This window comes from Kitasatospora sp. NPDC005856, assembly GCF_040629945.1.
GTDB lineage: Bacteria > Actinomycetota > Actinomycetes > Streptomycetales > Streptomycetaceae > Kitasatospora.
In genome coordinates, this window is the sequence record NZ_JBEXWT010000029.1 from 43556 (window position 1) to 68892 (window position 25337).

The 25337-nt window shown below is 74.6% G+C and carries 21 protein-coding genes; 9 read left to right on the forward strand and 12 right to left on the reverse strand.

Going from position 1 to position 25337, the window contains the following annotated elements:
• Nucleotides 1-408 precede the first annotated feature (408 nt).
• A complete protein-coding gene (locus ABZ449_RS19260; RefSeq protein WP_360347111.1) occupies nt 409-2370 on the forward strand; it encodes an FUSC family protein in 1962 nt (653 codons plus the stop codon).
• 101 nt (nt 2371-2471) lie between these two features.
• Here the strand turns inward: ABZ449_RS19260 and ABZ449_RS19265 are convergent, their stop codons facing one another.
• A complete protein-coding gene (locus ABZ449_RS19265) occupies nt 2472-3875 on the reverse strand; it encodes an amidase (protein ID WP_360347113.1) in 1404 nt (467 codons plus the stop codon).
• 309 nt (nt 3876-4184) lie between these two features.
• Here ABZ449_RS19265 and ABZ449_RS19270 point away from each other — a divergent pair, with 309 nt between their 5' ends.
• Together ABZ449_RS19270 and ABZ449_RS19275 are read left to right on the forward strand one after the other, a co-directional pair.
• The gene (locus ABZ449_RS19270; RefSeq protein ID WP_360347115.1) at nt 4185-5534 is read left to right on the forward strand and encodes a cytochrome P450; all 1350 of its coding nucleotides are present in this window, start codon (nt 4185-4187) and stop codon (nt 5532-5534) included.
• 154 nt (nt 5535-5688) lie between these two features.
• On the forward strand, nt 5689-6414 hold the full coding sequence (locus ABZ449_RS19275) for a rhomboid-like protein (protein ID WP_360347117.1): 726 nt from the start codon (nt 5689-5691) through the stop codon (nt 6412-6414).
• Here ABZ449_RS19275 and ABZ449_RS19280 read toward each other — a convergent pair.
• Both ABZ449_RS19280 and ABZ449_RS19285 read right to left on the reverse strand, forming a co-directional pair.
• On the reverse strand, nt 6356-7033 hold the full coding sequence (locus ABZ449_RS19280) for a hypothetical protein (protein WP_360347119.1): 678 nt from the start codon (nt 7031-7033) through the stop codon (nt 6356-6358). The genes ABZ449_RS19275 and ABZ449_RS19280 overlap by 59 nt on opposite strands.
• 54 nt (nt 7034-7087) lie before the next feature.
• Entirely contained in the window at nt 7088-7918 is an 831-nt protein-coding gene (locus tag ABZ449_RS19285; protein WP_360347200.1) for a LysR family substrate-binding domain-containing protein, read from the reverse strand.
• Nucleotides 7919-7985: 67 nt separating this feature from the next.
• Here ABZ449_RS19285 and ABZ449_RS19290 point away from each other — a divergent pair, with 67 nt between their 5' ends.
• Entirely contained in the window at nt 7986-8414 is a 429-nt protein-coding gene (locus ABZ449_RS19290; RefSeq protein WP_360347121.1) for a DUF5997 family protein, read from the forward strand.
• A 372-nt stretch (nt 8415-8786) separates the two neighbouring features.
• Nucleotides 8787-9518, forward strand: a complete 732-nt coding sequence (locus ABZ449_RS19295) for a hypothetical protein (protein WP_360347123.1) — start codon at nt 8787-8789, stop codon at nt 9516-9518.
• 34 nt (nt 9519-9552) lie between these two features.
• Here ABZ449_RS19295 and ABZ449_RS19300 read toward each other — a convergent pair whose 3' ends face one another.
• The 4 genes from ABZ449_RS19300 to ftsH all read right to left on the reverse strand — a co-directional run bounded on the left by ABZ449_RS19300 (nt 9553) and on the right by ftsH (nt 14555).
• Entirely contained in the window at nt 9553-10320 is a 768-nt protein-coding gene (locus ABZ449_RS19300; protein ID WP_360347125.1) for an SDR family oxidoreductase, read from the reverse strand.
• 193 nt (nt 10321-10513) lie between these two features.
• Nucleotides 10514-11452, reverse strand: coding sequence for an ADP-ribosylglycohydrolase family protein (locus ABZ449_RS19305; protein WP_360347127.1), 939 nt, complete (start codon nt 11450-11452; stop codon nt 10514-10516).
• Nucleotides 11449-12288, reverse strand: a complete 840-nt coding sequence (nadE, locus tag ABZ449_RS19310; protein WP_360347129.1) for an ammonia-dependent NAD(+) synthetase — start codon at nt 12286-12288, stop codon at nt 11449-11451. Before nadE ends, ABZ449_RS19305 begins: the two co-directional genes overlap by 4 nt.
• A 65-nt stretch (nt 12289-12353) precedes the next feature.
• Entirely contained in the window at nt 12354-14555 is a 2202-nt protein-coding gene (ftsH, locus tag ABZ449_RS19315) for an ATP-dependent zinc metalloprotease FtsH (protein WP_360347131.1), read from the reverse strand.
• A gap of 466 nt (nt 14556-15021) precedes the next feature.
• On the opposite strand from ftsH, the gene ABZ449_RS19320 reads away from it, so the two are divergent.
• Nucleotides 15022-15615, forward strand: a complete 594-nt coding sequence (locus ABZ449_RS19320) for a DUF1707 domain-containing protein (protein ID WP_360347133.1) — start codon at nt 15022-15024, stop codon at nt 15613-15615.
• 93 nt (nt 15616-15708) lie between these two features.
• Here ABZ449_RS19320 and ABZ449_RS19325 read toward each other — a convergent pair whose 3' ends face one another.
• From ABZ449_RS19325 to ABZ449_RS19340, 4 genes are all read right to left on the reverse strand, one after another.
• A complete protein-coding gene (locus ABZ449_RS19325; protein WP_360347202.1) occupies nt 15709-16281 on the reverse strand; it encodes a DsbA family protein in 573 nt (190 codons plus the stop codon).
• Between the two features lie 259 nt (nt 16282-16540).
• The gene (locus tag ABZ449_RS19330) at nt 16541-18130 is read right to left on the reverse strand and encodes an alpha/beta hydrolase (RefSeq protein WP_360347135.1); all 1590 of its coding nucleotides are present in this window, start codon (nt 18128-18130) and stop codon (nt 16541-16543) included.
• Nucleotides 18131-18688: 558 nt separating this feature from the next.
• Complete coding sequence (locus ABZ449_RS19335; protein ID WP_360347204.1) at nt 18689-19252, reverse strand: DUF6461 domain-containing protein; 564 nt, start codon at nt 19250-19252, stop codon at nt 18689-18691.
• A 433-nt stretch (nt 19253-19685) separates the two neighbouring features.
• On the reverse strand, nt 19686-20921 hold the full coding sequence (locus ABZ449_RS19340; protein ID WP_360347137.1) for a glycosyltransferase: 1236 nt from the start codon (nt 20919-20921) through the stop codon (nt 19686-19688).
• 349 nt (nt 20922-21270) lie between these two features.
• On the opposite strand from ABZ449_RS19340, the gene ABZ449_RS19345 reads away from it, so the two are divergent.
• Nucleotides 21271-21573, forward strand: a complete 303-nt coding sequence (locus ABZ449_RS19345; protein ID WP_360347139.1) for a hypothetical protein — start codon at nt 21271-21273, stop codon at nt 21571-21573.
• A 324-nt stretch (nt 21574-21897) separates the two neighbouring features.
• Nucleotides 21898-23295 (forward strand): erythromycin esterase family protein, encoded by a 1398-nt coding sequence (locus ABZ449_RS19350; protein ID WP_360347141.1) that lies wholly within the window; start codon nt 21898-21900, stop codon nt 23293-23295.
• A 52-nt stretch (nt 23296-23347) separates the two neighbouring features.
• Here the strand turns inward: ABZ449_RS19350 and ABZ449_RS19355 are convergent, their stop codons facing one another.
• Nucleotides 23348-24565: an amidohydrolase gene (locus ABZ449_RS19355; protein WP_360347143.1), complete on the reverse strand. Its 1218-nt coding sequence runs from the start codon at nt 24563-24565 to the stop codon at nt 23348-23350.
• Between the two features lie 142 nt (nt 24566-24707).
• Between ABZ449_RS19355 and ABZ449_RS19360 the strand changes: the two genes are divergently transcribed.
• Entirely contained in the window at nt 24708-25199 is a 492-nt protein-coding gene (locus ABZ449_RS19360) for an HPP family protein (protein ID WP_360347145.1), read from the forward strand.
• Nucleotides 25200-25337 lie beyond the last annotated feature (138 nt).

Below are 25337 nucleotides of genomic sequence, written 5' to 3' on the forward strand. Positions count from 1 at the left end.
GTCGACGCGCTGCTTCCCCACCCGCTCGGTGCGGGCACGGCGGGTCGACGGCCGGTCACCGGCCACAACAGGAATTCGAGCGCGGGCCGGAGGGCCGTCCGCACACGGCCCTTCTCGCTTCGGGCCACGGTCGCGGGACAGCGCCACGTCAGGGGGCCAATCCGCCCGCCCGGCAAGGTCTCTCACCCCGCATCAGTCTGTGCCGAACCGCGCTCCCCATACGTTGGACTAGACCAACTAATGGTGTCAACCCTTTCCCGTGGGTTACCGATTGGGAAATCCGCGCAGCTCACGGCGCCCCTCGGGGTTCGCTTTATGTTTCGGAGACTGACATAAGCGCGGGTATGTTTCCGGAATTGACATAATCGCGAGAGGGTGAACCGTCCGGGCCCGCCGTACGTTGGCCGCATGGCACGCGCGCTGACGGCTCCCCCGTGGCTGACCGAGGGCCTGCGGCCCCGGGCCGCGCCCGTCCCCTGGGCCGCGGTCGCCCGCGCGTCCGTCGCCCTCTCCGCCCCGCTCGCGGTGGGCACCGCCACCGGGCGGCCCGCGTACGGCGCGCTGGTGTCCATGGGCGCGCTGTCCGGAGTCATCGGGGACACCGCCGACGCGTACCGGATGCGGGTGTACAACATCGCCGTGCCCCAGCTGTTCGGCGCCCTCGGGCTGCTGTGCGGCACCCTGGTGTTCGGCTCCGGCTGGACGGCCGTCGCGGCGGTCACCCTCGTCGCGCTGGTCTCCGGCATGATCTCCTCGATCGGCGCGGTCGCCTCCGTCTCCGGGCTGCTCCTGCTGCTCAACGCGGTCGTCGGGGCCGGCCTGCCGCTGCCCTCCCCCTGGTGGCTGCCGCCCGCCCTGCTGCTGCTCGGCGGCCTGGTGGTGCTCGCCCTGACCCTGCTCGCCTGGCCGCTGCGGGTGGGCGTCCCCGAGCGGGCGGTGGTGGCCGGCACCTACCGCGCGGCCGCCGACCTGCTGGAGGCCGCCGGCACACCGGAGTACGACGGACGCCGCCGCGAACTCACCCGGTCGCTCGACCACTCCTACGACCTGCTGCTCGCCCGCCGGGCCCGCCGGCACGGCCGCTCACCCACCCTGGTGCGGCTGCTCGCCCAGCTCAACGCGGTGATCCCGGTGGTCGAGGCGGCCTCGGCGGCCCAGCTGCGCCCGCCCGAGTTCGGCCCGCTGCCCGCCGACTACCCGGCCGCCGTGCGCACCCTGGCAATCGCCGTCGAGACGGGCCGCACCGGCCCGACCCCGCCGCTCGGTCTGCCGGTCCCCGCCGGCCCGTCCACCCGCGCGCTGGTCGAGGCGATCGGACATGCCGCCACCGTCGTGCACGAGGCCGAGCCCGACCCGTACGCCACCGACGACCGGCTGGGCCGCCCGGCCGGGATCGAGGTCCGGGCCCGGCGGGCGGCCAGGGCGCTGCTGCTGTCCGGCGCGTCCTGGCGGTACGGGCTGCGCCTCGCGCTGTGCGTCGGACTGGCGCAGGTGCTGGTCTCGGTGATCGCGGTGCCCCGCTCGTACTGGGTGACGCTGACCGTGACCTTCGTGATGAAGCCCGACTTCGGCTCGGTGTTCTCCCGCGCGGTGCTGCGCGCGCTCGGCACCGCGGCCGGGCTGCTGATCGCCATCCCGGTCCTGGCCGAGGTGCCGCACGGCTGGTGGGACGTCCCGGTGATGGCGGCGCTGGCGACGCTGATCCCGGCCCTGTCCGCCAAGGGGTACGCCTTCCAGACCGCGGCCATCACCCCGGTGATCCTGCTGCTCTCCGACCTGCTCAACCACCAGGGCTTCCACCTGGTGCTGCCCCGGCTCTACGACTCGCTGATCGGCTGCGCCATCTCGCTGCTGGCCGGCTACCTGCTGTGGCCGGAGTCCTGGCACACCCGGATCGGCGACCGGCTCGCCGACGCCGTCCAGGACACCGCCTCGTACGTGTCGCTGGCCCTCGCCACCGCGCCCGGACGGGACGAACCCGCCCGCGCCCGCTACCGGCGCCGGCTCTACCGGGACCTGTCCACCGTGCGCGGCGAGTTCCAGCGGGCCCTCACCGAGCCGCCGCCGGTCGGCACCCGGGCGGAGGCCTGGTGGCCGGTGGTGATCGCGGTCGAGCGGATCGTGGACGCCACCACCGCCACCCGGGTGCGGATCGAGCACGGCGCGCCGGTGCCGACCGGCGCCGAGGTCGCCGCCGTCACCCGGGAGCTGACCGGCCTGGCCGAGGCGCTGCGCACCGGCGAACCGCTGCCGGTGGCCGAGCCGGACACGCTGTCGCCGCACTGCGCGCTCGCCCGGCTGCACCACGAGGTGCACGCCGCCCGCTCGGTGCTGGCGCCGGCGCTCCGGACCCCGACACCGGCACCCTGAACGCGGCCCGCCCCGGCGCGGCCCGGCGCGGCCCGACCGGCCCGACCGGCCCGGCGGCTTCGGTCCCGGGCCTGGCGGGGTCGGCCCCGGACCCGCCGGGTTCAGTCCTGGATCCGCCGCCAGGGCCGCTCCTCCTCCAGCGCGAAGGCCAGTTCCAGCAGCAGCCGCTCCTGCCCGTGCGCCGCCGACAGGTGCACCCCGACCGGCAGTCCGCCGGGCTCCGAGCCCACCGGCAGCGCGATGCCCGGCCCGCCGGTCACGTTGTTGACCGGGGTGAAGGCGACGTAGCGCATCAGCCGGTCCATCAGCTCGTCGAAGTCCACGTTCGGGCTCAGGTACCCGATCGGCGGGGCGGTGTGGGCCAGCACCGGGGAGAGGATCACGTCGTGGCTGTGGAAGATCCGCGCGTACACCCCCTCGGCCCGGCGCAGCCGCCGCAGCACGCCGGGGGTCTGCGGGAACTCCGACTGGAACCGGCGGCGCAGCCCGGTGGTCAGGCCGTCCAGCTTCCCGGCCCGGAAGCTCGGGTCGATCAGCAGCCGGCCGGTGGCCGCGATGGCCCAGGCGATGTAGCCCCAGTAGCTGACGAAGTCGCGGGAGAACTCCTCGCCGAAGGGCAGCTCGGTCGGCTCGACCAGGTGGCCCATCGCCTCCAGCCGGGCGGCGGTCTCCTCGACCACCTGCCGGGTCGGCGCGTCGGTCTTGGCGATCGGCGAGTCCACCACCAGGCCGATCCGCAGGCGCCGCTCGCCCGGCCCCTCGACCAGGCCCAGCGGGGGCAGCCCGGGGTTGCCGCGGTGGCGCTCGGCGGCGGCGAAGAAGGCGGCGGTGTCGCGCACCGAACGGGTCAGCACGCCGTCGGTGACCAGGTCGATCGGCAGTTTGCCGCTCTGGGCGTTGGTGACCAGCCGGCCCCGGGTGGGCTTGAGCCCGACCAGCCCGCAGCAGGCCGCCGGGATGCGGATCGAGCCGCCGCCGTCGTTGGCGTGCGCGATCGGCACCACGCCGGAGGCCACCAGGGCCGCCGCGCCGCCCGAGGAGGCGCCGGGCGAGTGCGAGGGCTTCCACGGGTTGCGCACCGGCTGGGCGGTGGCGAACTCGGTGGAGGCGTTGAGGCCGAACTCGGGCAGTCTGGTCTTGCCGAGGACGGCCAGGCCGGTGGAGAGGAACTGGTCGGTGAAGCGCGCGTTGCGGCGGGCCGGGCGGGCGCGGTAGGCCTCGCTGCCCATCGCGGTCGGCAGGCCGCGCAGGTCCACGTTGTCCTTGAGGTAGGTCGGCACGCCCCACAGCGGACCGCCGATCCCCTCCCGGCTGATCTGCGGCTTGTCGTACGAAGCATGGGCGACGGGCATCAGCGCGCCGTCCACCCGCGCGGCCCGGTCGACGGCCGCGCCGACCAGTTCCCTCGGGTCGACCGCACCGGCCCGGACCAGCGCGGCGAGCGCCACCGCGTCATGGGCGCCCAGGGCGTCGTCGGCGAACGCGTGGACCCGCTCGTCGGTCATCCGATTTCCCCACTCCCTGCCGGACGATCCGCCGTCCGGCGATCACAACGACTGGTCGTACCTGCCCGGCTCTACCGGCCGGTAATCTCGCTGGGGCTCCGAGTGTAGGCACGACCGGTGGCCGCGGCCCGGCCGGGGCCGACTCCAAGGGGTAAACGCTCCATCAAATCTTGCAGGGCGCACGGCCGTTCGGCCCGCGCCCCCACGTTCACCCCGTCCGCCGGTCCACGATCGTTTCGCCGCACGCCGCCGGGAAAGATCACGTTCGCGATTCGTCCCGGTCCTCCCGCCCCAACCAAGGTGACGCCCGTGCCGACCCCCTTCTTCCCGACCACCCGGTTCACCGCGGCCACCGCCCCCGGCGGTCTCCCGCTGCTCGGCCACGCCCCCGCCTTCCTCCACCGCCCGCACGAGTTCGTCGCCGGCCTGCCCGCCCACGGCGACCTCGTCCGGCTGCGCCTCGGCCCGCTCCACGCGTACGTGGTCTGCCACCCCGAGCTGGTCCGCCGGATGCTCGCCGACGACCGCACCTTCGACAAGGGCGGGCCCCTGCTCGACCGGGCCCGGGAGGTCTTCGGCAACGGCCTCGCCACCTGCCCCGCAGCCGCCCACCGGCGCCAGCGCCGGATGCTGCAACCCGCGTTCCACCGCGACCGGCTGCCCGGCCACGCCGCGCTGATGGCCGAGGAGATCGCCGGCGCCACCGCCCGCTGGCGCGACGGCGAGGTGATCGACGTCCCCGCCGCGATGTATCGCCTCACCACCGCCGTCACCGCCCGCTGCCTGTTCGCCGCGCACGAACGGGCCGGCGCGCTGCCGGTGCACCGGAGCATGGACGTCGTCACCCGCGGCGTCGGCCGACGGATGATGCTGCCGCTGCCCGGCGCCGACCGCCTCCCCACCCCCGGCAACCGCCGCTTCCGCCGCGCCCAGCAGGACCTGCGGGAGATCACCCGGCGGCTGATCGCCGACCACCGCGCCGCCGGCACCGACCGGCACGACCTGCTCTCCACCCTGCTCGCCGCGACGGACCAGGACGGCCGGGGCCTGTCCGACGCCGAGGTCCACGAGCAGGTGGTCACCTTCCTGCTGGCCGGCACGGAGACCACCGCCGCCACCCTCTCCTGGGCCTGGACGCTGCTCGCCGCCAACCCGGCCGTCCGGATGCGGCTGCACGCGGAACTCGACACCGTCCTGGACGGCCGGCCCGCCCGCCACGAGGACCTGCCCGCCCTGCCGCTCACCGCCCGGATCGTCAGCGAGACCCTGCGGCTCTACCCGCCGCCGTGGATCCTCAGCCGCACCGCCACCACCGACACCGAGCTCGGCGGCCACCGCGTCCCGGCCGGCGCCACCCTGCTGTACAGCCCCTACCTGCTGCACCGCCGGGGCGACCTCTTCCCCCGCCCCGACCGCTTCGACCCGGACCGCTGGCTCACCACCGCCCGCCCCGCCCCGGGCACCTACGCGCCCTTCGGCCTCGGTGCCCGCCGCTGCATCGGCGACGTCTTCGGCACCACCGAGGCCGTCCTCGCCATCGCCACCATCGCCGCCCGCTGGACCATCGCTCCCACCCCCGGCCGACCGGTCCGCCCCACCCGCGGCGCCTCCCTCGCACCGCGGCCCTTCACGGCGACGCTCACCCGCCGGGCCCGCTGACCGGACGGCGACGCTCACCCGCCGGGCCCGCCGGGTCCACCGATCCCGCCGGGCCCGCCGACCGGACCCGCCCCGGCTTCGGTACTGTCCCGGCGTGGCCGGCCGCACGGGCGCCGGCCCGAACCAGGCCACTCGACCGGGACACCACCAGACCATGAACGCACCAACCCCACGGGGGCTCCTGCCCGGGCTGCTCCGCACCGTCCGGACGTACCCGCGCCGCTCACCGCTGACCTTCGGCTACGTCGTCCTGCTCCTGCTCGGGCACGTCTGGGTCGAGAACCTGCTCACCGCGGACCGCGCGGACGCGCTGCGCGACCACATCAGCACCAACCTCGACAACCTGCACGACCACCCGGTCACCGCCCTGTTCGGCAGCGCGCTGCTCTTCGACGGCACCCTCACCGAGATCCTCAGCACCGGTTTCGGCAGCACCCTGATCACCCTGGGCCTCGGCGTCTGCTGCTGCCTCGCCTGGGCCGAACGCCGCTTCGGCGCCCTGCGCGCCGCCGCCGTCCTCCTCGGCGGGCACATCGGCGCCACCCTGATCACCGCTGCGGTGATCCTGCTCGCCCTGCGCCACGGCTGGTACCCGGAGAGCGTGCGCCAGGCCTCGGACTACGGCATCAGCTACGGCGCCCAGACCGTCCTCGCCCTGGCCATCCTCGCCGTGCCCCGCTGGGCCCGGCTGCCCTGGGCCGCCTTCGTCGTCGCCTGGCCGCTCTCCGGCGGCGACTGGCCCGGCCCCCTCCCGGACTTCACCACCGTCGGCCACCTGCTCGCCGCCGCCCTCGGTTTCGCCGTGGCCGCCGCCGTCGCCCTCACCGCTGCGCGCCGCCGCCGTGCCGAGGGCCGCGCCCCGGCGGACGTCCGCCGCTGATCGGCCACCCGGACGTCCACGCCGTCCGGCCCGGGCCCGAGCGCCCGTCAGCGGGGCGGGCGACGGTCGGCGGCGATGGCGACGAGCAGCCGCTCGATCTCCGCCAGTCGGCGCCGCAGATCCTCGACGTCACCGCGGGTGGCGCTCTGCTCGCCCGCCTTGAGGGCGACCAGCAGCTGTCCGTCCGGCTCCAGGCGGGCACGGGCGACCTCGCTGAGGTCGTCGCCGTTCTGGATCCGGATGGCTCGGACGGGCGCAGCGCCAGGTCGCGCAGCGCGCCGGGCACCAGCCTGCCGTCCTTCACCACGGTCGTGGCGGTGCCCTCCAGGATGCGGGCGGCCCGCGGGTCGCGGGCGAGCCAGCGGGTGACGGCGGCGTTCACCGCGACCAGGGTGACCGCCCCGATGACGCCGCCGAGCAGGCTGTCGTCGTTGCCGATGACGGCGTTCTGCACCACGTTGGAGAGCAGGAAGACGACCACCATGTCGAAGGTGTTCAGCCCCGCCAGCCCCCGCTTCCCGGCGACCCGGAACAGCAGCAGGATCAGCACGTAGACGGCGATCGTGCGGAGGACCTTCTCCACGATCGGCATCTGGACGGCCACCAGGTCGTGCCACACGGCCCCGCTCCTTCCGCCTCGACAGCAGGGAACGGGGCAGACGCTACGCCACGGTCACCTCTTCGGCCTGCCGCGCCGGGCCGCCGCGCCCCGCCCACCGGCCTTGGCGCCCCCGGCCTTGGCTCCGCCCGCCTTCTGGCCGCCGCTCCGCTGCCCGCCGGACTTCTGCCCGCCCGCCTTCTGCGCACCGGTCTTCTGCCCGCCGGCCCTCTGCTGCTGCGGCCCGCCCCGGCCCGCCGCCTTCTTCGGCTGCGCCTCGGGGGCGGCCTGCCCGGCCCCGCGGCCGCGCGAGCTGTTGACCGTACGGCCGCGGACGATCCCGATGAACTCCTCCACCAGGTCCGTCGTCCGCTCCTGCGGCCAGGCCAGCGCCACCTGGGACTGCGGTGCCTCCACCACCGGCCGGTAGGTGAGGTCCCGGCGGTGGTGCAGCCGGGCCAGCGACTGCGGCACCAGGAGCACGCCGACGTTCGCCGCGACCAGCTCGATCGCGTCCGCCGTGCTGTCCGGGCGGGCGATGGCGGGACGCCCGGGCAGGGTGTCGGCGGTGAGGCCGAGGGTGTCGTCGAGCGGGTGGAAGACCACCTCCTCGGCCAGGTCCGCCAGCGGAACCTCCTCGGCGGCGGCGAGCCAGTGGTCCTTGGGGAAGACCACGACGGTGGTCTCGGTGTAGAGCGGGATCGCGCTCAGCACGTCCTTGTCGACCGGCAGCCGGACCAGCCCGGCGTCCGCGCCGCCCTCGCGGAGGGTCCGCTCGCCGTCGCCGGGCTCGACCGCGAGGAGGTCCAGCGGCACGTCCGGGAGCCGCTCGCCCCAGACCCGGACCCATTTGCCGGGGGTCACGCCCGGGACGTACACGAGCCGGAAGGACGGGTTCACCTGCATGTCTGTCACAAGGCAAGGCTACCGACCGTGACCGGAAGCGCCCGCGCGCTCCCTTACCCTTGTCACCATGACATCGCTCAAGCAGAAGACCAGCCAGACCATGAAGCCGGCCACGGCGGCCAAGAAGCTGGGGATCTACCTCGACGCCGCGCCGACCGACTTCCAGGAGGGCGTGGTCTCCCGCGAGGAGCTGAACGCGCTGCAGGCCGAGCCGCCGCAGTGGCTCCAGGACCTGCGCAAGGACGGCCCGCACCCGCGCCCGGTGGTCGCCGCCAAGCTCGGCATCTCGATCTCCGGCCTGGCCCGCGGCGGCGTGACCGAGGCCCTCACCACCGAGCAGATCGAGGCGATCAAGACCGAGAACCCGCTCTGGCTCCAGCACGAGCGCGCCAACCAGGTGGACGTCCGCAAGGAGGCCGTCCGGATCAAGGAGAAGCACGAGAAGGAGGCCGCCACCAAGGCCGCCAAGGAGGCGAAGGCCCCCCAGGCCCGCTGACCGCCTCCCCGGCCCGGCAGGGCGGCGCTCCGGCGCGGCTCGCCGGGCCCGTTTCTCGTCGCACCGCGACCGTGCCGACGTCCGTCCCGACGGGCGTCGGCACAGTCGTGCGCGGGTCCGGCGGGTGAGCGAGCGGGACTCCGCCCACATTCGCCCGGGCCCACCTTCTTCACCACATCGACAGAACCGGAACCGGCCACCGGCGGCGGCCTGATCCCCTCCGCCGCGGAAACGGTTCCGCGCGCCCGGCAAAGGCTTCCCGCGCCCACACGTGGCGTCACCCCTTCGGCCCCGCAGGCACGGTAGTGTCCGCTGGCGCAGCCCCGGCATGCCCGGCGGCCGCCGCCCGCGCTCACCCCGATGGAGGAACCCGTGTCGGCTCCCGTCCGCCGCGCCCTGGCCATGGCCGCGGCCGTCCTGCTCGCCGCCGCGGCCGCCGGCTGCTCACCCGGCGGCGGCCACGCCGCCAAGGGGGCCACGTCCGGTTCCGCCCCTGCCGCGGCGGGCGACGCCGCCGCCGCAGGCGCCCCTCCCGCACCCGCCGCGATCGTCACCGGCCCCGGCCCGAAGGGCGGTTACGACGTCCAGCCGCAGCCCGCGCCGGGCAGCTGCCACTACCGCTACACCGCGGACAAGCAGCCGCTGCCCGACCCCGCCTGCACCCCGGGCGCGATCAGCCCGGCGGTGAGCCAGGACAACCTCAAGGACACCATCTGCAAGCAGGGCGGCTACACCTCCACCATCCGCCCACCCTCGAACATCACCGGCAAGGAGAAGGCCGAGAACGCCAAGTCCTACGGCTACACCGGCCCGATGGGCGACGCCGAGTACGACCACCTGATCAGCCTCCAGCTCGGCGGCGACCCCAACGACCCGCGCAACCTGTGGGTCCAGCCGCCCTCCCCCGGCCACGTCCCCGGCAAGGGCCCGAACAACCCCAAGGACTCGGTGGAGACCCACCTGCACACCGCCATCTGCAAGGGCCAGGTCACCCTGACCGCCGCCCAGCAGGCGATCGCCACCGACTGGACGACCGCCGAGGCCGAACTCGCCCTGCGCACCGGCTCCTCCCCGGCCCCCGAGCCCGACGCCGACGGGGACTGACCGGCCGGTTCGCCCGACTCGGCGGCGATGTGACTCAACGCCCCAGCACCGCACCGCCGTTGAGCCCGATCACCTGGCCGGTCAGGTACCCGGCGGCCGGGGAGGCGAGGTAGGCGACCGCCTCGGCCACGTCGGCCGGGGTGCCCGCCCGCCCGACCAGGGTGTCCGCGACCTTCCGCGCGTGGAACTCCTCGCTCCAGCCGTCCCCGAAGATCTCGGTGTCCTCGATGTAGCCGGGCGCGAGCACGTTGACCGTGATCCCGTCCGGCCCCAACTGCCGGGCCAGACCGAACGCCCAGCCGTGCAGGGCCGCCTTGGCGGCGGCGTACGACCCCGCCGAGTGCGGGCCCGCGCCACCGCGCTGGGCCGCGGCCGAACTGACCACCACCAGGCGGCCGCCGGGACGGCGCATCCCGTCCTGGAGCGCGGTGGTCAGCAGCACGGCGGTCAGGAGGTTGCCGTCCAGGTCCCGCCGCCAGGAAGCGGCCAGCGCGGCCAGAGTGCCGTCGACCGGCGGGGTGACGATCGCACCCGCGTTGTTCACCAGCACGTCCACCGGCCCGAGTCCGGCGATCCGGGCCGCGGCCGCCTCCACCGCCGCCGGGTCGGTCGGATCGGCCGCGACCGGCACGATCCGTCCCGGGCCGGCGGCCCGCTCGATCTCCTCCCGGGCCTGCTCCAGCACGGCCGGCCTGCGGCCCAGGATCACCACCCGGTGCCCGTCCCCGGCCAGCCGCGCGGCGATCGCCCGGCCGATCCCCGTACCGCCACCGGACACCACCGCGAGCCGATCCACCGTCATCACTCCGCCCCCGCTCGTCGACCGGCCGCACACCGGTCGTGCCGACCCCGGATCGGGCCGCGCCCGCCCATGGTGGCACTCCCACCCCGCCGGGCGATGCTCGGCACTTTCCTCTGCCGGCTGCTGATGCCGCTGCTCCCGGGCATCGCGTTCCCGGCCGTGCTGAAGAACGCCCGGCTCCCCCTGATCGGCGTCACCCGACCTCCCCGTCCGTCAACCTCCTTGCCAGGTCGACCAGTTCGGCCGCGCGCAGCACCCGGCCGCCGAAGCCGGGAAGGCTCACGTGCAGCGGCTCGGTCCAGCGTTCCGGGATCGCCGCCAGCCCGTACCGGGCCCCGGCCAGGCCACCGGTGACGGCGGCCACGGTGTCGGTGTCCCCGCCGAGGTCGATCGCGGCGCGCAGCGCCTGCTCGAAGCCGTCGGTGGTGCGCAGCGCCCAGACCGCCGAGCCGAGGCAGGGCCAGACCGCGCCGTTGGCCTCGGTGGCGCGCTCCGGGTGCCAGTCCGGGGCGAGGACGGCGGCGTAGCGCTCACGATCGTCGGCATCGACGTGGGCGAGGACGGCGGGGAGTTCGGCCAGCGGGTCCGCGCCGTGGAGCGCGAGCCGGACGAGCTCGTGGAAGATCGCCGTGCCCTCCCAGGCGGCCCGGTCGCCGTGGGTCAGCGCCGCGATGCGCCGGGCCGCGTCCATGGTGGCCTGCCGCCCGGCGCGGGCGAACGCGACGGCGGAGGTCGAGGCCCGCATCAGGGCGCCGTTGCCGGCGGCGCGCAGCGTGGTGTTGAAGTGGACGGCGGCGGCGAGGTCCCAGGGCAGGCCGCTGGTGAGGACGGCTTCGGTCTGGATACCGATGTCACTGGGCTCGGCGGCGGCCCAGCGACGGAACCGGTCGAAGACGTCCGGAAGGTCCGGGCCGCCCCGCTCGATCAGGGACTCGGCGACCAGGACGGCCATCTGGGTGTCGTCGGTGGCCTCGCCCCGGGCCCAGCCCCCGCCCGCGACCAGGTCACCCGGGGTGTCCGGGAAGCGGGCGGAGAAGGCGCCGGCCGGACCGAACTCGTACGGAGCTCCGAGGGCGTCGCCCACGGCGGCTCCGAGGACGGCGCCGGCGGCGCGCTCGGCCGGGTCGGTCATGCCACCGGCGGGACGACCGGCAGGTTGCGCTTGTGCTCGGTGCGGCGGTAGTGGCCGAGGACGGTGCGGAAGACCTCGTCGCTGACCGGTCGGCCCTCCAGGAAGTCGTCCAGGGCGTCGTAGCTGACGCCGAGGGCGTCCTCGTCGGGGCGGCCGGGGGCGAGGTTCTCCAGGTCGGCGGTCGGGACCTTCTTGACCAGCTCGGCCGGCGCGCCCAGCGCCTCGGCGATCGCCCGCACCTGGCGCTTGGTCAGGCCGGACAGCGGCATCACGTCGGCCGCGCCGTCGCCGAACTTGGTGAAGAAGCCGACGGCGGCCTCGGCCGCGTGGTCGGTGCCGACGACCAGCCCGCCCTTGGCGCCCGCCGCCGCGTACTGGACCACCATCCGCTGGCGGGCCTTGACGTTGCCACCGACGAAGTCCTCGTGGCCGTGGTCGGTGTAGGTCAGGCCGGCGGCCTTCAGGGCGGCGATCGCGCCGTCGGTGGCGGGCTTGACGTCCACGGTCAGCACCTCGTCGGCGCGGATGAAGCCGAGCGCGAGCTGGGCGTCCGCCTCGTCCGCCTGGACGCCGTACGGCAGCCGCATCGCGGTGAAGGTCACCTGGCGGCCCTCGGCCCGCAGCCGCTCGACGGCGAGCTGGCAGAGCCGTCCGGCGGTGGTGGAGTCGACGCCGCCGCTGATGCCCAGCACCAGGCTGCGCGCGCCGGTGGCCCGCACCTGGTCGGCCAGGAACTCCACCCTGCGCTCGGCCTCCTTCGCGGGGTCCGGCACGGGCACGACCCCGAGGGCACGGGCGATCTCCCGCTGGACGTCGGCGGGCAGGGGCTCGGTCATTCCGACTCCTCGGGACGGTGGTGGGTGACGCGGTCACGAGGATACGACCACCGGCGACGCGGCCGTCACGGGCGGGGGGTCTCCCCCGGTTCCGCCGGCCCCTCTGTCGCCCCGGGCCCCTCGGCCTCCGTCGGCCCGTCCGTGTCCGCCGGCCCTGGCACCTCCGCCTGCCCTGGCACCTCCGCTGGCCCTGCCACCTCCGCCTGCCCTGGCACCTCCGCCGGCCCGTCCGCCTTCCGCAGCGAGAGCGGCCGCTCGGCGCCCGGCGCCGGGTGCGCCAGGATGTCGAGCACCACCGCGCCGTCCACCGTCTCCTGGGCGACCAGCAGCGCCGCCAGCTCGTCCAGGTGGTGCCGGTGCTCGGTGAGCAGGTCGAGGGCGCGCCGCTCGGCCCCGCGCAGCAGGCCTGCCACGGCCTCGTCCACGGCGCGCTGGGTCTGCTCGGAGTACGGGCGGCGCAGCAGGTCCTCGGGGTTGTCGCCGAGGTAGTGCGGGGTGCCGCTGGAGTAGCCGACCGGTCCGAGTTCCGGGGAGAGGCCGAACTCGCGGACCATCCGGGTGGCGACCGAGGTGGCGTTGGCGAGGTCGTTGGCGGCGCCCGTGGAGCCTTCGCCGAAGACCACCAGCTCCGCCGCGCGGCCGCCGAGCTGGACGGTGAGCAGGTCGGTCAGGTAGCCCTCGCTGTACAGGTGCCGCTCGGCCTCGGGCAGCTGCTGGGTGGCGCCGAGGGCGACGCCGGCCGGGAGGATGGTCACCTTGGCGACCGGGTCGGCGCGCTCGCACAGCGCGGCCATCAGCGCGTGTCCGGACTCGTGCACCGCGACGGCGTGCCGTTCCTCGGGCAGCAGTGCGTTGGAGGACTCCCGGCGGCCGAGCAGCACCCGGTCGCGGGCGGCGTCGAGGTCGTCGGCGGTGAGGGTGGCCCGCTCGGCGCGCACGGCGTTGATCGCGGCCTCGTTGACCAGGTTGGCGAGGTCGGCGCCGGAGAAGCCGGGGGTGCCGCGGGCGAGCCGTCCGAGGTCGACGTCCGGGGCGAGGGTCTTGCCGCGGGAGTGCACGACGAGGATGGCGGCCCGCTCGGCCTGGTTGGGCAGCGGGACGGTGACCTGCCGGTCGAAGCGGCCCGGGCGCAGCAGGGCCGGGTCGAGGGCGTCGGGGCGGTTGGTGGCGGCGATGACGACGATGCCGGTGCTCTGGTCGAAGCCGTCCATCTCGGCGAGCAGCTGGTTCAGGGTCTGCTCGCGCTCGTCGTTGCCGCCGATCCGGGTGCCGCCCGCACGGCGGCCGCCGACGGCGTCGATCTCGTCGATGAAGATGATCGACGGCGCGCGTTTGCGGGCGTCCTCGAAGAGGTCGCGGACCCGGGAGGCGCCGACGCCGACGAACATCTCGACGAAGCCGGAGCCGGTCACCGAGAGGAAGGGCACCGAGGCCTCGCCGGCGACCGCCCGGGCGAGCAGGGTCTTGCCGGTGCCGGGCGGCCCGACCATGATCACCCCACGTGGCCCCTTGGCCCCGACGGCGGCGTACCGCTCCGGACTGCGCAGGAAGTCGACCACCTCACTGACCTCCTGCTTCACGCCCTCGTACCCGGCCACATCGGCGAACCCGGTGTTCGGCCGTTCGGCCTCGATGATCTTGGCCCGGGACCGGCCGATGGCGCTCAGGCCGCCGCCCAGCGAGCGGGCGGCCATCCGGCCGGACCAGAGGAAGAGCGCACCGAAGATCAGCAGCGGCAGGAACAGCAACAGGGTCGACAAGATCGAGCCGCCGCTGCTGGCCCGGCTGCCGGTCACGGTCACGTTGTGCTCGGCGAGCGCGCTGCTGAGCTGGGAGGTGTCCAGGGCGGTGGGGATCTGGCTGGTGAAGTGGGTGCCGTCCTTGAGCGTGCCGCTCACCCCGCCGGTGTCGCTGACGTCCACGGTCTGCACCTGTCCGGCGTCGACCCGGCTCACGAAGTCGGAGTAGCCGTAGCGGGCGCCGGGCTTGCCGGGATTGGAGGAGAAGAGCACCAGCAGGAGCAGCGTGACCAGCACGGCGACGGGCAGCAGCCAGCGGCGCCACGAGGGTGGCGGAGGCTTGGCCGGGCCGCCGGGGCCCTGGTTCCGGCCCTGGCCGGGGCCTTGGCCCTGGTTGCGGCCCTGGTTGCGGCCCTGGCCGGGGTCCGGCCCCTGGCTCGGGCCCCGGGGTTGGCCCCAGCTCTGCTTCGGGCGCGGGTCGGGGCCGGAAGCGGAGACGGGGCCGGAACCGGGACCGGGCGGGGTCACGGGGTGACGGGCAGCACGCAGTCGGATTCGTACGATCATCCACGCTCACCGCCTCTCGGGGGGCCGAACAGCCTCCGCCCCTCCATGGTCGGACGGTCCGGCCCCGGACGGGAGCCCGAAGCTGGTGGCAGCGGTCCACTCGGGCGAGAACGACCCTCTCGGCACCCCGGCCCGCGACGCCGGAACGCGCTCGCCGAAGGCCGGCGCGGCCGCCCGGGCGCGGGGCGATCGCGGGCGCCCGGGGAAGCCCGCCGGGCGACGCGTCCACCGCCCAGGCGACGCGTTCGTCCGGCCACGCTCTCGGCCCTGCGCTCGATCCTGCTCTCGACCACCCCTCGGTCGGCCCTCGACCGCCCCTTCAGCCACTCCTTCAGCAGCTCCTTTCGGTGTGCTCAAGATCCCTCCGAGCACCGGGAGTTGGCGATCAAGTCGCCACGCTGGGCGCTTCGTGACCTAGAGTAGCCACATGGTCAACGAGGAACTGCCAGCCACACGTAGGACGCCCGGGGCCGCCGTGGAAGCCCGGGCCGGGGACAGCGACCGGGAGGCGGTGGCCGAGCAGCTGCGGGTAGCCGCCGGCGACGGCCGCATCGACCTCGGGGAGTTGGAGGAGCGGCTCGAGCAGGCCTACGCCGCGCGGACGTACCGCGAACTCGACGCCCTGGTGGCGGACCTCGGCGGCCGGGCGAAGACCCGGGAGCAGTCCGCGGCGGAGGAGGTCCTCGTACTCCGGCCCCGGATGAACAACATGGTGCAGGGCGGCCGGTGGTCCGTGCCCCGCCGGATCGTCGCGGAGACCAAGATCTCGCTGCTCACGGTCGACTTCACCGAGGCCGTGTGCCCCCACGAGGAGATCACCGTGACGGCGTCGACCGGCCTGGGTCACATCCGGCTGATCGTCCCGCGCGGTTGGGGCGTACGGATCGACCCGTCGAGCACCAACACCGGAAACATCGTCAACAAGGCCTCCGCGCAGGCGGAGCCCGGCGCCCCGACCCTGACCGTGATCGGCCACCCCCGCTCGGGGCCGATCAGGATCAAGCAGCGGCGCCGGGGCTGACGGGCCGTCGGTCGGGACGGGCCGTCGGTCGGGACGGACTGGCCGGGCGGGGCGAACTGGCCGGGCGGGGCGGCCGGGCCGGGGCGGGCCGGTTCAGGAGAAGTCGAGCCCGCCCGTCCGGGTCCGCTTGAGCTCGAAGAACTTCGGGTACCCGGCCAGCAGCCGCACGCCGTCGAAGACCCGTACGGCGTCCTCACCGCGCGGGATGGCGCTCAGCACTGGGCCGAAGAAGGCGACGCCGTCCACGTGGATGGTCGGCGTGCCGACCTCCTCGCCGACCGGGTCCATGCCCTCGTGGTGGCTCTTGCGCAGGGCCTCGTCGTACGCGGTGCTGTTCGCCGCCTCGGCCAGTTCCTCCGGCAGGCCGGCCGCCACGAGCGCCTCCCGGATGACGGCGTCGTCGGCCGCCCGGTCCTGGTCGTGCAGCCGGGTGCCGAGCTCCGTGTACAACTCGCGCAGCACCTGCGGGCCGTGCTGTTCGGCGGCGGCGATGCAGACCCGCACGGGGCCCCAGCCGGTCGTCATCAGGCGCTGGTAGCGCTCGGGCAGGTCGGCGCGGCCCTCGTTGAGGACGGACAGGCTCATCACCCGGAAGTTCAGGTCGAGTTGGCGCTGCCGATCGACCTCCAGGATCCACCGGGAGGTTATCCAGGCGAAGGGGCAGATGGGGTCGAAGTAGAAGTCGACCTTGACGGTGTCGCCGTCGGCGCGGTGGCCGTTGCCGGTCCGGGGGTCGCTGTCGAGCTGCTGGTCGAGGTGCTGGTGGGCCGCGCTGGTCGTCACATCGTTCGTCACATCGTTCGTCAGATCATTCGTCACACCGGAGAGACTAGTGTCCGAGTGGCCCACTCTCCAGAGCCAATCGACGGCCATCACAGTGGGCCACTTTCCCATCACTCAGCCGCCCGCCTGCCCGCCCGGCCGCTCAGCCGCAGGTCGTCCCGTCCGCCGGCACCGTGCCGTCCAGGAGGTAGGCGTCCACGGTCTGCTTCAGGCAGGGGTTGCCGGTGTTGTAGCCGCCGTGCCCCTCGCCCTGCAGCGTGACGGTGACGCCGACGCCCGCGCCGAGCTGCTGCGCCATCGTACGGGCGCCCTCCACCGGGGTGGCCGGGTCGCCGGTGGTGCCGACCACCAGGACCGGGGCGGCGCCCGGCGCGGAGACCTCCGGGTGGGCGGCCTTGCCGGGGACGGGCCAGCCGGTGCAGCCGGTCAGGCCCCAGGCGGTGAACGAACCGAACACCGGGGAGGCGGCACGGAACTGCGGCAGCTGCTGTTGCACGTCCTGGTCGGAGTAGCGCTGCCGGGCGTCCACGCAGCTGATCGCCCGGTTCGCGGCGTTCAGGTTGCTGTAGTGTCCCTGCGCGTCGCGTCCGTTCAGCGCGTCGGCGAGCTGGAGCAGCGTGTCGCCGGTCCCCAGCTCCATCGCCTCGGTGAGCCCGGTGGCCAGCACGGGCCAGGTCTCCTGGCTGTACAGGGCGCCCGCGATGCCGGTGACGGCCAGGCTCTCGGTGAGCTGCCGCCCCTGCTTGGTGGGCAGCGGCGACCGCGCCAGCTTCTCCACCAGCGCGGCGACCTTCGCGGTGCCGTCGTCGCCGCCCGAGCCGGTCGGGCAGGCGGCCCCGGCCTGGGCGGCGCAGGCCTTCATGAAGTCGCCGAGGGCGAGCTGGAAGCCCTGGGCCTGGCCGAGCGCGGACTGCTGCGGGTCCTTGGTCGGATCGACCACCGAGTCCAGCACCACCCGTCCGACCTGCTGCGGGAACAGGTGCGCGTAGACGCCGCCGAGCTGGGTGCCGTAGCTGATGCCGAAGTAGGAGAGCTTCTCGTCTCCCAGCGCCTGCCGCATCAGGTCCATGTCGCGCGCGGCGCTCTCGGTGTCCACGAACGGCAGCACCGCGCCGGAGTTGTGCTCGCAGGCGGCGACGAAGCGGGCGTTGCCGTCGTCCAGCACCTTCACCGCCTCGGGGGTCTCGGGGGTGCCGTCGGCGGCGGTGGCGGCGTCCATCGCCCGGTCGTCCAGGCACGCCACCCCGGCGCTGGCACCGACCCCGCGCGGGTCGAAACTCACCAGGTCGTAGCGGGAGTTGAGGGAGCTGTAGCTTGCGGCGAGGGCGGGCAGGGTGGCCACTCCGGAGGCTCCGGGGCCGCCGAAGTTGAACAGCAGCGAGCCGATCCGGTGCTGCTCGTCCTTGGCCCGGCTGCGGATCAGCGCGAGGTCGATCGTCGCACCGTCGGGCTTGCCGTGGTCCAGCGGGGCCTTGAGGGTGGCGCACTGCCACTCGTCGCCGGCGGGCGCGGTGCCGGTGCCCTGGGCGTCACTGGGGGCGGAGCAGGCGTGCCAGTCCAGCTGTTGGGCGGCCGGTCCGGTGGCGGCGCCGGTCCCCGCCCCCGTGCCGACGGCCGCGGAGGTGGGCGCGGGCTCGGCGGTGGAGGAGCCGCCGCCCTGGCAGCCGGTGGCGACGGTGAGCAACAGGGCGGTCAGGCCGAACGCTCCGGCGCCGCGGACGACGGTGTGCATGGGGTGGGTCCACCTCTCGGGTTGGCCGGGCACCCGGCGCTCGGTTCGTCGACGCACCACAGACCCTAGGGGCCGGACGCCGCCGATGCCCCGTGGAGTCCCCTGGAAGGGGGCGTGCGCCGAACCGGCTGCCACCGGCCGACCGGGTGAAGGACCGGTTGGCGTGGCCCGACCGCCGCTAGACCCTGCCGATCGGCAGGGTCTCACCAGGGGTTGTACCCCGGGGACCTCCCGATCGGCACATGTGCGAGGAGCAGACGGCGCGCAAGGATTGCGGCCATCGAGGCCTCGCGGTGGGGCCCGGAAAGGAGCCCTCCCGTGACCGCCCTGTTCTCGTCGTCCCTGTTCCCGTCGTCCCCGGCCCCGTCGTCCCCGGTCCCGTCGTCCCCGGTCCCGTCGTCCCCGGTCCCGTCGTTCCCGGTCCTACCGGTCCCGTCGCTCCCGTTCCTGCCGCTCCCGGTCCTGGCGTTCGCCGTGCCCGCTGTCGGCTGCGTCCTCCTCCGCGCCTGCGTCAACGCTTCGCGGGCCACGGGCCCCACGGGTCGCCGGCGCACCGTCTCAGGTCAGCGCCATGCCCGGGGTTCCCCGCACCGCGTACGCCGGCAGGCGCAGCCCGCCGAGGGCGGCCCGGGGCAGGCTCAGTCCGAAGCGGCGTTCGACGGCGCCGAGGGTGCGGCTGCGGGCGGCCCCGTCGGGCTCCCGCCCGGGGTCGCAGGAGGTCACGCCGTCGGCCTCCAGGACTTTGGCGGCGACCAGGTCCGGCACCAGCAGGTCCGGCTCCTGGCCCCAGCGCCAGCGCTCCTCACCGAGGCCGAAGCCGCACAGCACGGCGCCGTCCCGGGCGTAGTCGAGCAGGGCCGGGCGCTGCTCCGGCATCGGGCGGAAGTGCACCACCTCCACGCCGTCGCGCGCTATCTCGATGAGCAGTTCGCCGCCGGTGGAGTCGCCGTACTCGATCGCGAACGACCAGCCGGCGCACTCGCCGACCCGGATCACGCCGTCGCCGTCGTCACCGGGGCGGTAGACCTCGATGTCCAGACCCCGGATCTCGGTGTCGCTGATCGGCTCGGTCGCGGTGGCCGGGTCGGCGCCCATCCGACGGGCGAGTTCCTCGGGCGTGATCTCCCGGGCGAAGACGACGCCGCCGACCTCACCGCCCGTGTCGGGTCCGCTCGTTGACCGCCCGCCCGCTGACCGTCCGCTCGTGAACCGTCCGCCCGCTGACAGTCGACCCGTTGACGGTCGGCCCGTGGCCGGCCGGCCGATCTCCACGAGCCACTGAATGCCGTCGCCGTCCTGCCCCACTCCCCCGTGCGTACCGTCGGTCATGCCACCCTCCCCTCGCGCATGGCCTGCGGTGACCGGGCGCTCCCGTGGGCACCCTAACCGACCCTGCCGACACCCGGTCGCCGGTCGCCGCATCGATGCCGGAACCGGCCGTGCGCGGGCCGACAACCACCCCTGATCGATCGGAAGGAGGCCGATCCGGCCATGAACTCACCTGGCCCGCGCCGCCGTTCACCCGCAACCTGCGCGGCCCTGGCTCCCCGAACACTCACCCGGACACGTCCGGCACCTGCCGGCCCACCGCTGCGAACAGCAGCTTCGCGGCCACCGTCGCACCGTCGGTGCGGATGCCGCCGGCCACGGCCCCCGCCCGTGCCCGGGTCTCGGGCGCCAGGGCCGTGCCGAGCGCGGCGGAGAGCGAGTCGACGGTCGGCGTACGGTCGAGGTGGGCCGCGCCGATGCCCAACTCGGCGACCCTGGCGGCCCAGTACGGCTGGTCGGCGATCAGTGGGACGACCACCTGGGGCACGCCCGCCACGGCCGCGGTCGTCGTGGTGCCGGCGCCGCCGTGGTGGACGACGGCGGCCACCCTGCGGAACAGGACCTGCTGGTTCACCTCGCCGACGACATGGCAGTCCTCCCGGTCGTCGATCGGGGCGAGCCCGACCCAGCCGCGGGCGAGCAGCACCCGGCGACCGTGCGCGCGGCTCGCTTCGACGGCCACCCGAGCGATGTCCTCCGGGGCGTACGCGGCCATGCTGCCGAAGCCGACGTGCACGGGCGGCTCACCGGCGGCGAGGAACTCCTCCAGGTCGGCCGGGAGCGGGCGGTCGTCGGGCAGGATCCACGCCCCGGTCGGCACCACGTCGAGTTCCGTCATGCCCTCCGACGGGCAGAGCGTCGGGTCCGCCGCCAGCCACGGCCGCTCGGTGAAGACGTGGTCGCGAACGTTCTCCACCGGCGGCAGACCGATGGCCGCCCGGTGGCTGTTGAGCGCCTCCCCGTACAGCGCGTCGACCCGTTGGGCGTCCTGCTCCCAGAGCTTCCGGTAGTCGGTCTCGTCCTGCGGGGACGGCGTGCCCGGCCGCCGCCCGGGCCGGAAGTGCCTCGAGGGCAGTCCGAGGATGTGGAAGCAGGCCAACACGTAGCGCAGGCCGAGCTTCTCCGCGACGTCCCGCGCCCCGGCCGGCATCAGGCCGGTCGCCAGCACCACGTCGCAGCCCTCGGCCGCCGCCGTCAGCGTCTCGAACCTCGCGGCGACCAGCTCACGGGCCAGCCGGAACGCGTCCTCCGCGGTCGGCGGCTTCGGCCCGGCGACCACCGAGCGCACCGACGGGCCGAGCGGCACCAACGGCACCCCGACCCGCGCCAGCAGGGCCGCGAACTCCTCGTCCGGCGGCGCGCACACCCTTACCTCCGCACCGAGCCCCCGCAACGCCGTCGCCAGCCCGGCCAGCGGCTCGACATCCCCGCGCGATCCCCACGTCGTCATCAACACGCGCATTTCACGACTCCCGTTTCCGCAGGTCATGGCCTTACGGTCGGGATTCTGCGGCACCACGGGGGCCTTGCCGCAAGCCCCGGGTGACGCTATGGCTTGATAGTGGCAGGGAGATCGGCTCTCCTTGCCGTTTCCTTTGGCCGCCCGGTCCCACCCGCTGCCCCGAACCGGCCGAACCGGCCCGACGCCATCCCCAGCGGCCACCCGCGCCGTGCCACCCACCGGTCCGCCCCACTCTGGACCGGGCCCCGCACCGGGCCGACGGCCTGAACGCCCGCCGGCCCCGCCGCGTACCCCTGGTCGGGGGGACGCGGGACCGCCCGGTCCCGCGCACGTGCTCGACCGAGGAGGCATGATGCTCCGCACCGCAGCCACCGGGCTGCTCGCCGGACTCCTCTGCCTGGGTGGCGCGTCCGCCGCGTTCGCGAACCCCACCCCGAACCAGCCTGGGCCACCGAACCAGACCTGCCAGGACTTCCTGGCGGCCGGCGGACAGGCCCCGGGCCACTCCGCTTCCTCCCCCGGTTCCCCCTTCGACGAGCCGGGCTTCGGCAGCCAGCCGAACGGTGGCCAGGGCGGCCAGGCGTACAGCAACGCCGGCGCACCGTCCCAGTACGACGTCGCCTGCTTCCAGCAGTTCGTCCACTCGTCCTGAACCACACAGCCCCCGCCTTCCGTCGTCTTCCGCGTCCGTTCTCCGTACGGTGGTCCCGCGTTCCGCCCCACCCGGCCGGTTCGCGGGGCCACCCGGGGGTTGTCCCCCGGCCGGATCCGGTGGCATTCCCCAGCGCGTCGCTGCCCCTCGGTGATCGACGATTCGTTGACCGACACTCGTCGGCGAGCCCATCACACCCGTCGAACCGACTGAACCGACTCCCTGACTCATCGACTCGTCGACCCATCGCATCGACGGGTCGACGCGTCCACGGGTCGACGCGTCCACGGGTCCACGGGTCGAGGAACCGAGGAGCAGCCCGACATGACCGAACGCAGCGAGGACCGCGGCAAGCGCATCGGCCGACGCGCCCTGCTGACCGCCACGGCGGCCGCCGTGACCTCCACCCTGCTCGTCCCCGCGGCCCACGCGGACCGGCCGGGGAGCGCCGATCAGCCGGAGAGCACGAATGGAACCTCCCGTCAGATCTCCACGGTGGTCCGCGAACTGAACACCCTCTCCCATCCCCTGCGGTCCACGGAACCCACCGGCAGCAGCACCGACCTGCGGCCGCTGGACGCGATGATCGGTGGCGCTGCGGTGGTGGGGCTCGGTGAGGCCACGCACGGCGCGCACGAGTTCTTCACCATGAAGCAGCGGGTGCTGCGCCACCTCGTCGAGGAGAAGGGATTCACCGCCTTCGCCCTGGAGGCGAGCTGGTCCGGTGGTCTGCGGATCGACGAATACGTCCAGGGCCGCACCGGCGGTGACGCCCGGCAGCTCGTGAAGGAGACGATGGGCAGCTCGCCCTGGGAGCGCCGGGAGTTCGCCGACCTGATCCAGTGGATGCGCGACCACAACCGTGAACACCCGCGGCGCCCGGTCCACTTCCTCGGCAACGACCTGGACTTCCCCGCCATCGACGACCGGCTCTTCGACCGGGTGACCGCCTACGTGCGCGAGGCCGCCCCCGGGTCGCTGCCGCTGCTGGAACAGCTGTACGCCGTCCTGCGCCCGTTCGACGACGCCATCGGCTACCTCACCACGCGTCCGCTCGCCGAACGCCGGCAGAACGCCGCCGTGGCGCAGCGGACGCTGGAGCTGGTCACCGCCGCCAGGGGCGAGAACGACGAGGCGTACGCCTGGGCCGTGCAGAACGCCCGGAGCATCGCCAGGACCTTCGCCTTCAGCGCCGTGAACCTGGAGGACACCGCCGACCTGGCCGCGATGCAGAACCTCCGAGACCAGGCGATGACCGACAACACCCTCTGGTGGCAGCGTCGCACCGGCGGGAAGGTGCTGCTGTCCGCGCACAACGGCCATGTCGGGTACCGGAGCACCGATCCCGAGCTCTACCCCAGGACCCAGGGCGAGTACCTGCGCGACGCCCTCGGCGCGGACTACGTCGCCATCGGTCTCACCTTCGGCCGCGGTTCGTTCCTCACCAAGGACGCCCCGTTCGCGCCCGACTGGAAGGAGGTCACCGTGCCCCCGGCCACCGTCGGCATGAACGAGTACGTCCTCGACCGGGTCCGTCCCCGCGACTACTACGTCGACCTGCGCTCCGCCCCGCCGGCCACCCGCGCCTGGCTGGACACCGCCCGACCGACCTACGACGCCGGAACGCGGTTCCGCAACGACCCGCTGCCGCGTCTGGCGATCGGTCCGGCCTACGACGCGCTGGTCCACCTCCACGAGACCAGCGCGGCCCGCCGCCTCTAGACGGTGTCAGCGGTCGCCGCGCGGGCCGGCCGGCGCCGCCCCTCGTCGCCGCTCAGCCCGTGAACCGCCCGTCCCGTGCCACCACCCGGCCCGCGCGGACCACCAGTTCGCGCGTCGGCAGGTCGACGACGACCTGCGGCAGGCACTCGCCCGTGACCAGCATGAAGTCGGCGGGCGAGCCGGCCTCCAGCGTGGCGGCCGGCAGGTCCAGCAGTTCGGCGCCGCCGTCGGCCGCCACGGCGAAGCAGTCGGCCAGCTGCTCGTCGGTGCGGGCGTCGGTGGTCCAGCCGAGCAGATGGGTGCGGTGCAGCATGTCGGCGTTGCCGAACGGGCTCCAGGAGTCGCGCACCCCGTCCGAGCCGAGCCCGACCCGCACCCCGTGCGCCCGCAGCTCGCGGAACGGCAGCACCTGGTGGGCCGAGGGCGCCACGGTGGTGAGGCCGACGCCGGATTCGGCCAGCTCGTCGGCGAGGTCGGCGAGCGGGGCGCCGACCAGCTCGGGGACGCAGAAGGCGTGGCTGACGACCACCCGTCCGGACAGTCCGGCCGCCCTGGTCCGCGCGGCGATGTCGCGGATCGGTCCGAGGCCGCGCTCGCCCCGGTCGTGCAGGTGGATGTCGAGGCGCAGTCCGTGCTGTTCGGCCAGGCCGAACAGCAGCTCCAGCTGGGCGGGCCCCTCGCCGTCGGTGCCATCGGCCGGGACGCCGTCGAAGCCCGCCGGGTCGATGCCGCCGATGGCGTCGACCAGTCCGCTCGCCGCCGCCTCCGCGAGCAGCGCGCCCGCGCCGGGCATCCGCCGGACCCCGTGCTGCGGGAAGGCCACCACCTGGACGTCCAGCACGCCGGCCAGCCGCTCGCGCACCTCGGCGAGCGCGGTCACCCCGTCCAGGCCGAACGCGGGCGCCACGTCCACGTGGGCCCGCACGGCGCGGGTGCCGCGGGTGACGGCGTGGGTCAGCAGCCGGAGGGCCCGGTCGGCGATCGGGGTGCGCTGGTGCCGGTGCAGGTCGACGTCGCCCTGGACGTACTCGGGCAGCGAGCCGGCCGGGCGCCGGCTGTACCAGGGCTCGCCCCACGCGGTCTTGTCGGGGTGGATGTGCGCGTCCACCAGGGTCGGCAGCGCGATCCGGCCGCCGCCCTCGACCAGCTCGGGCACCACCCCGTCCGGCACCCGCTCGGCCAGCAGGCCGTCCACGGCGATCAGGTCGACGGCCCGCTCGGCACCGTGCGGGCGGACGTCCCGGAAGACGGTGACGGAAGGCGTGGTCATGGGCTGCTCGCTCTCGTTCTGGTTCCCGAGGTGGTCCGGCTGCCTGGACGGATTCCGTCCGACAGGCAAAACATCCTACGTTTCATTCAACAGTCTGTTTATCATCTCCGGGTCCCCGTTCCCTGTCCGGAGTCGCTCACGCATGCCCACGCCACCGCCCGCCGCCACACCCCGACCGCACCCGCTGCACGTCCTGCGGGCCACCGTCTTCGCCATCGGCGCCCTGCTCCTGCTGGTCGGGGTGGGAGTACTGCTCGACCAGCCGCTGCTGATCCCGCCGTTGGCCGCCAGCGCCGCGCTGGTGCACGGCGCGCCCGGGCTGCCGATCTCGCAGCCGCGCAACCTGGTCGGCGGTCAGCTGATGTCGGCCCTGATCGGCTTCGCCACCCTGGCCGTCACCGGCAGCACCACCTGGGGCGCGGCCGTGGCCGCCGGGCTCTCGCTGGGCGCGATGATGCTCACCCACCTCTCACACTCCCCGGCCGCGGCCACTGCCGTGATCGTGGTGCTCCAGGCACCGCGTCCGCTTCCCTTCCTCCCGCTGCTCGTGCTGGCCACCGTGCTGCTGGTCGCCATCGGTCTGCTGCCCGGCCGCATCGGCGGGCACCCGGTCCGCTACCCGGTCTCCTGGTGACGGTCGCACCGCCCTGACGACCGGCTCTCCACTCTCCCGCCGAACGCCGACGGCCGGGTCGTCCGATCGGACGACCCGGCCGTCATCCGTTCCGCCCGACCAGGACGGCCACCCCGCCGACGCCGCCGAACGCCCGCG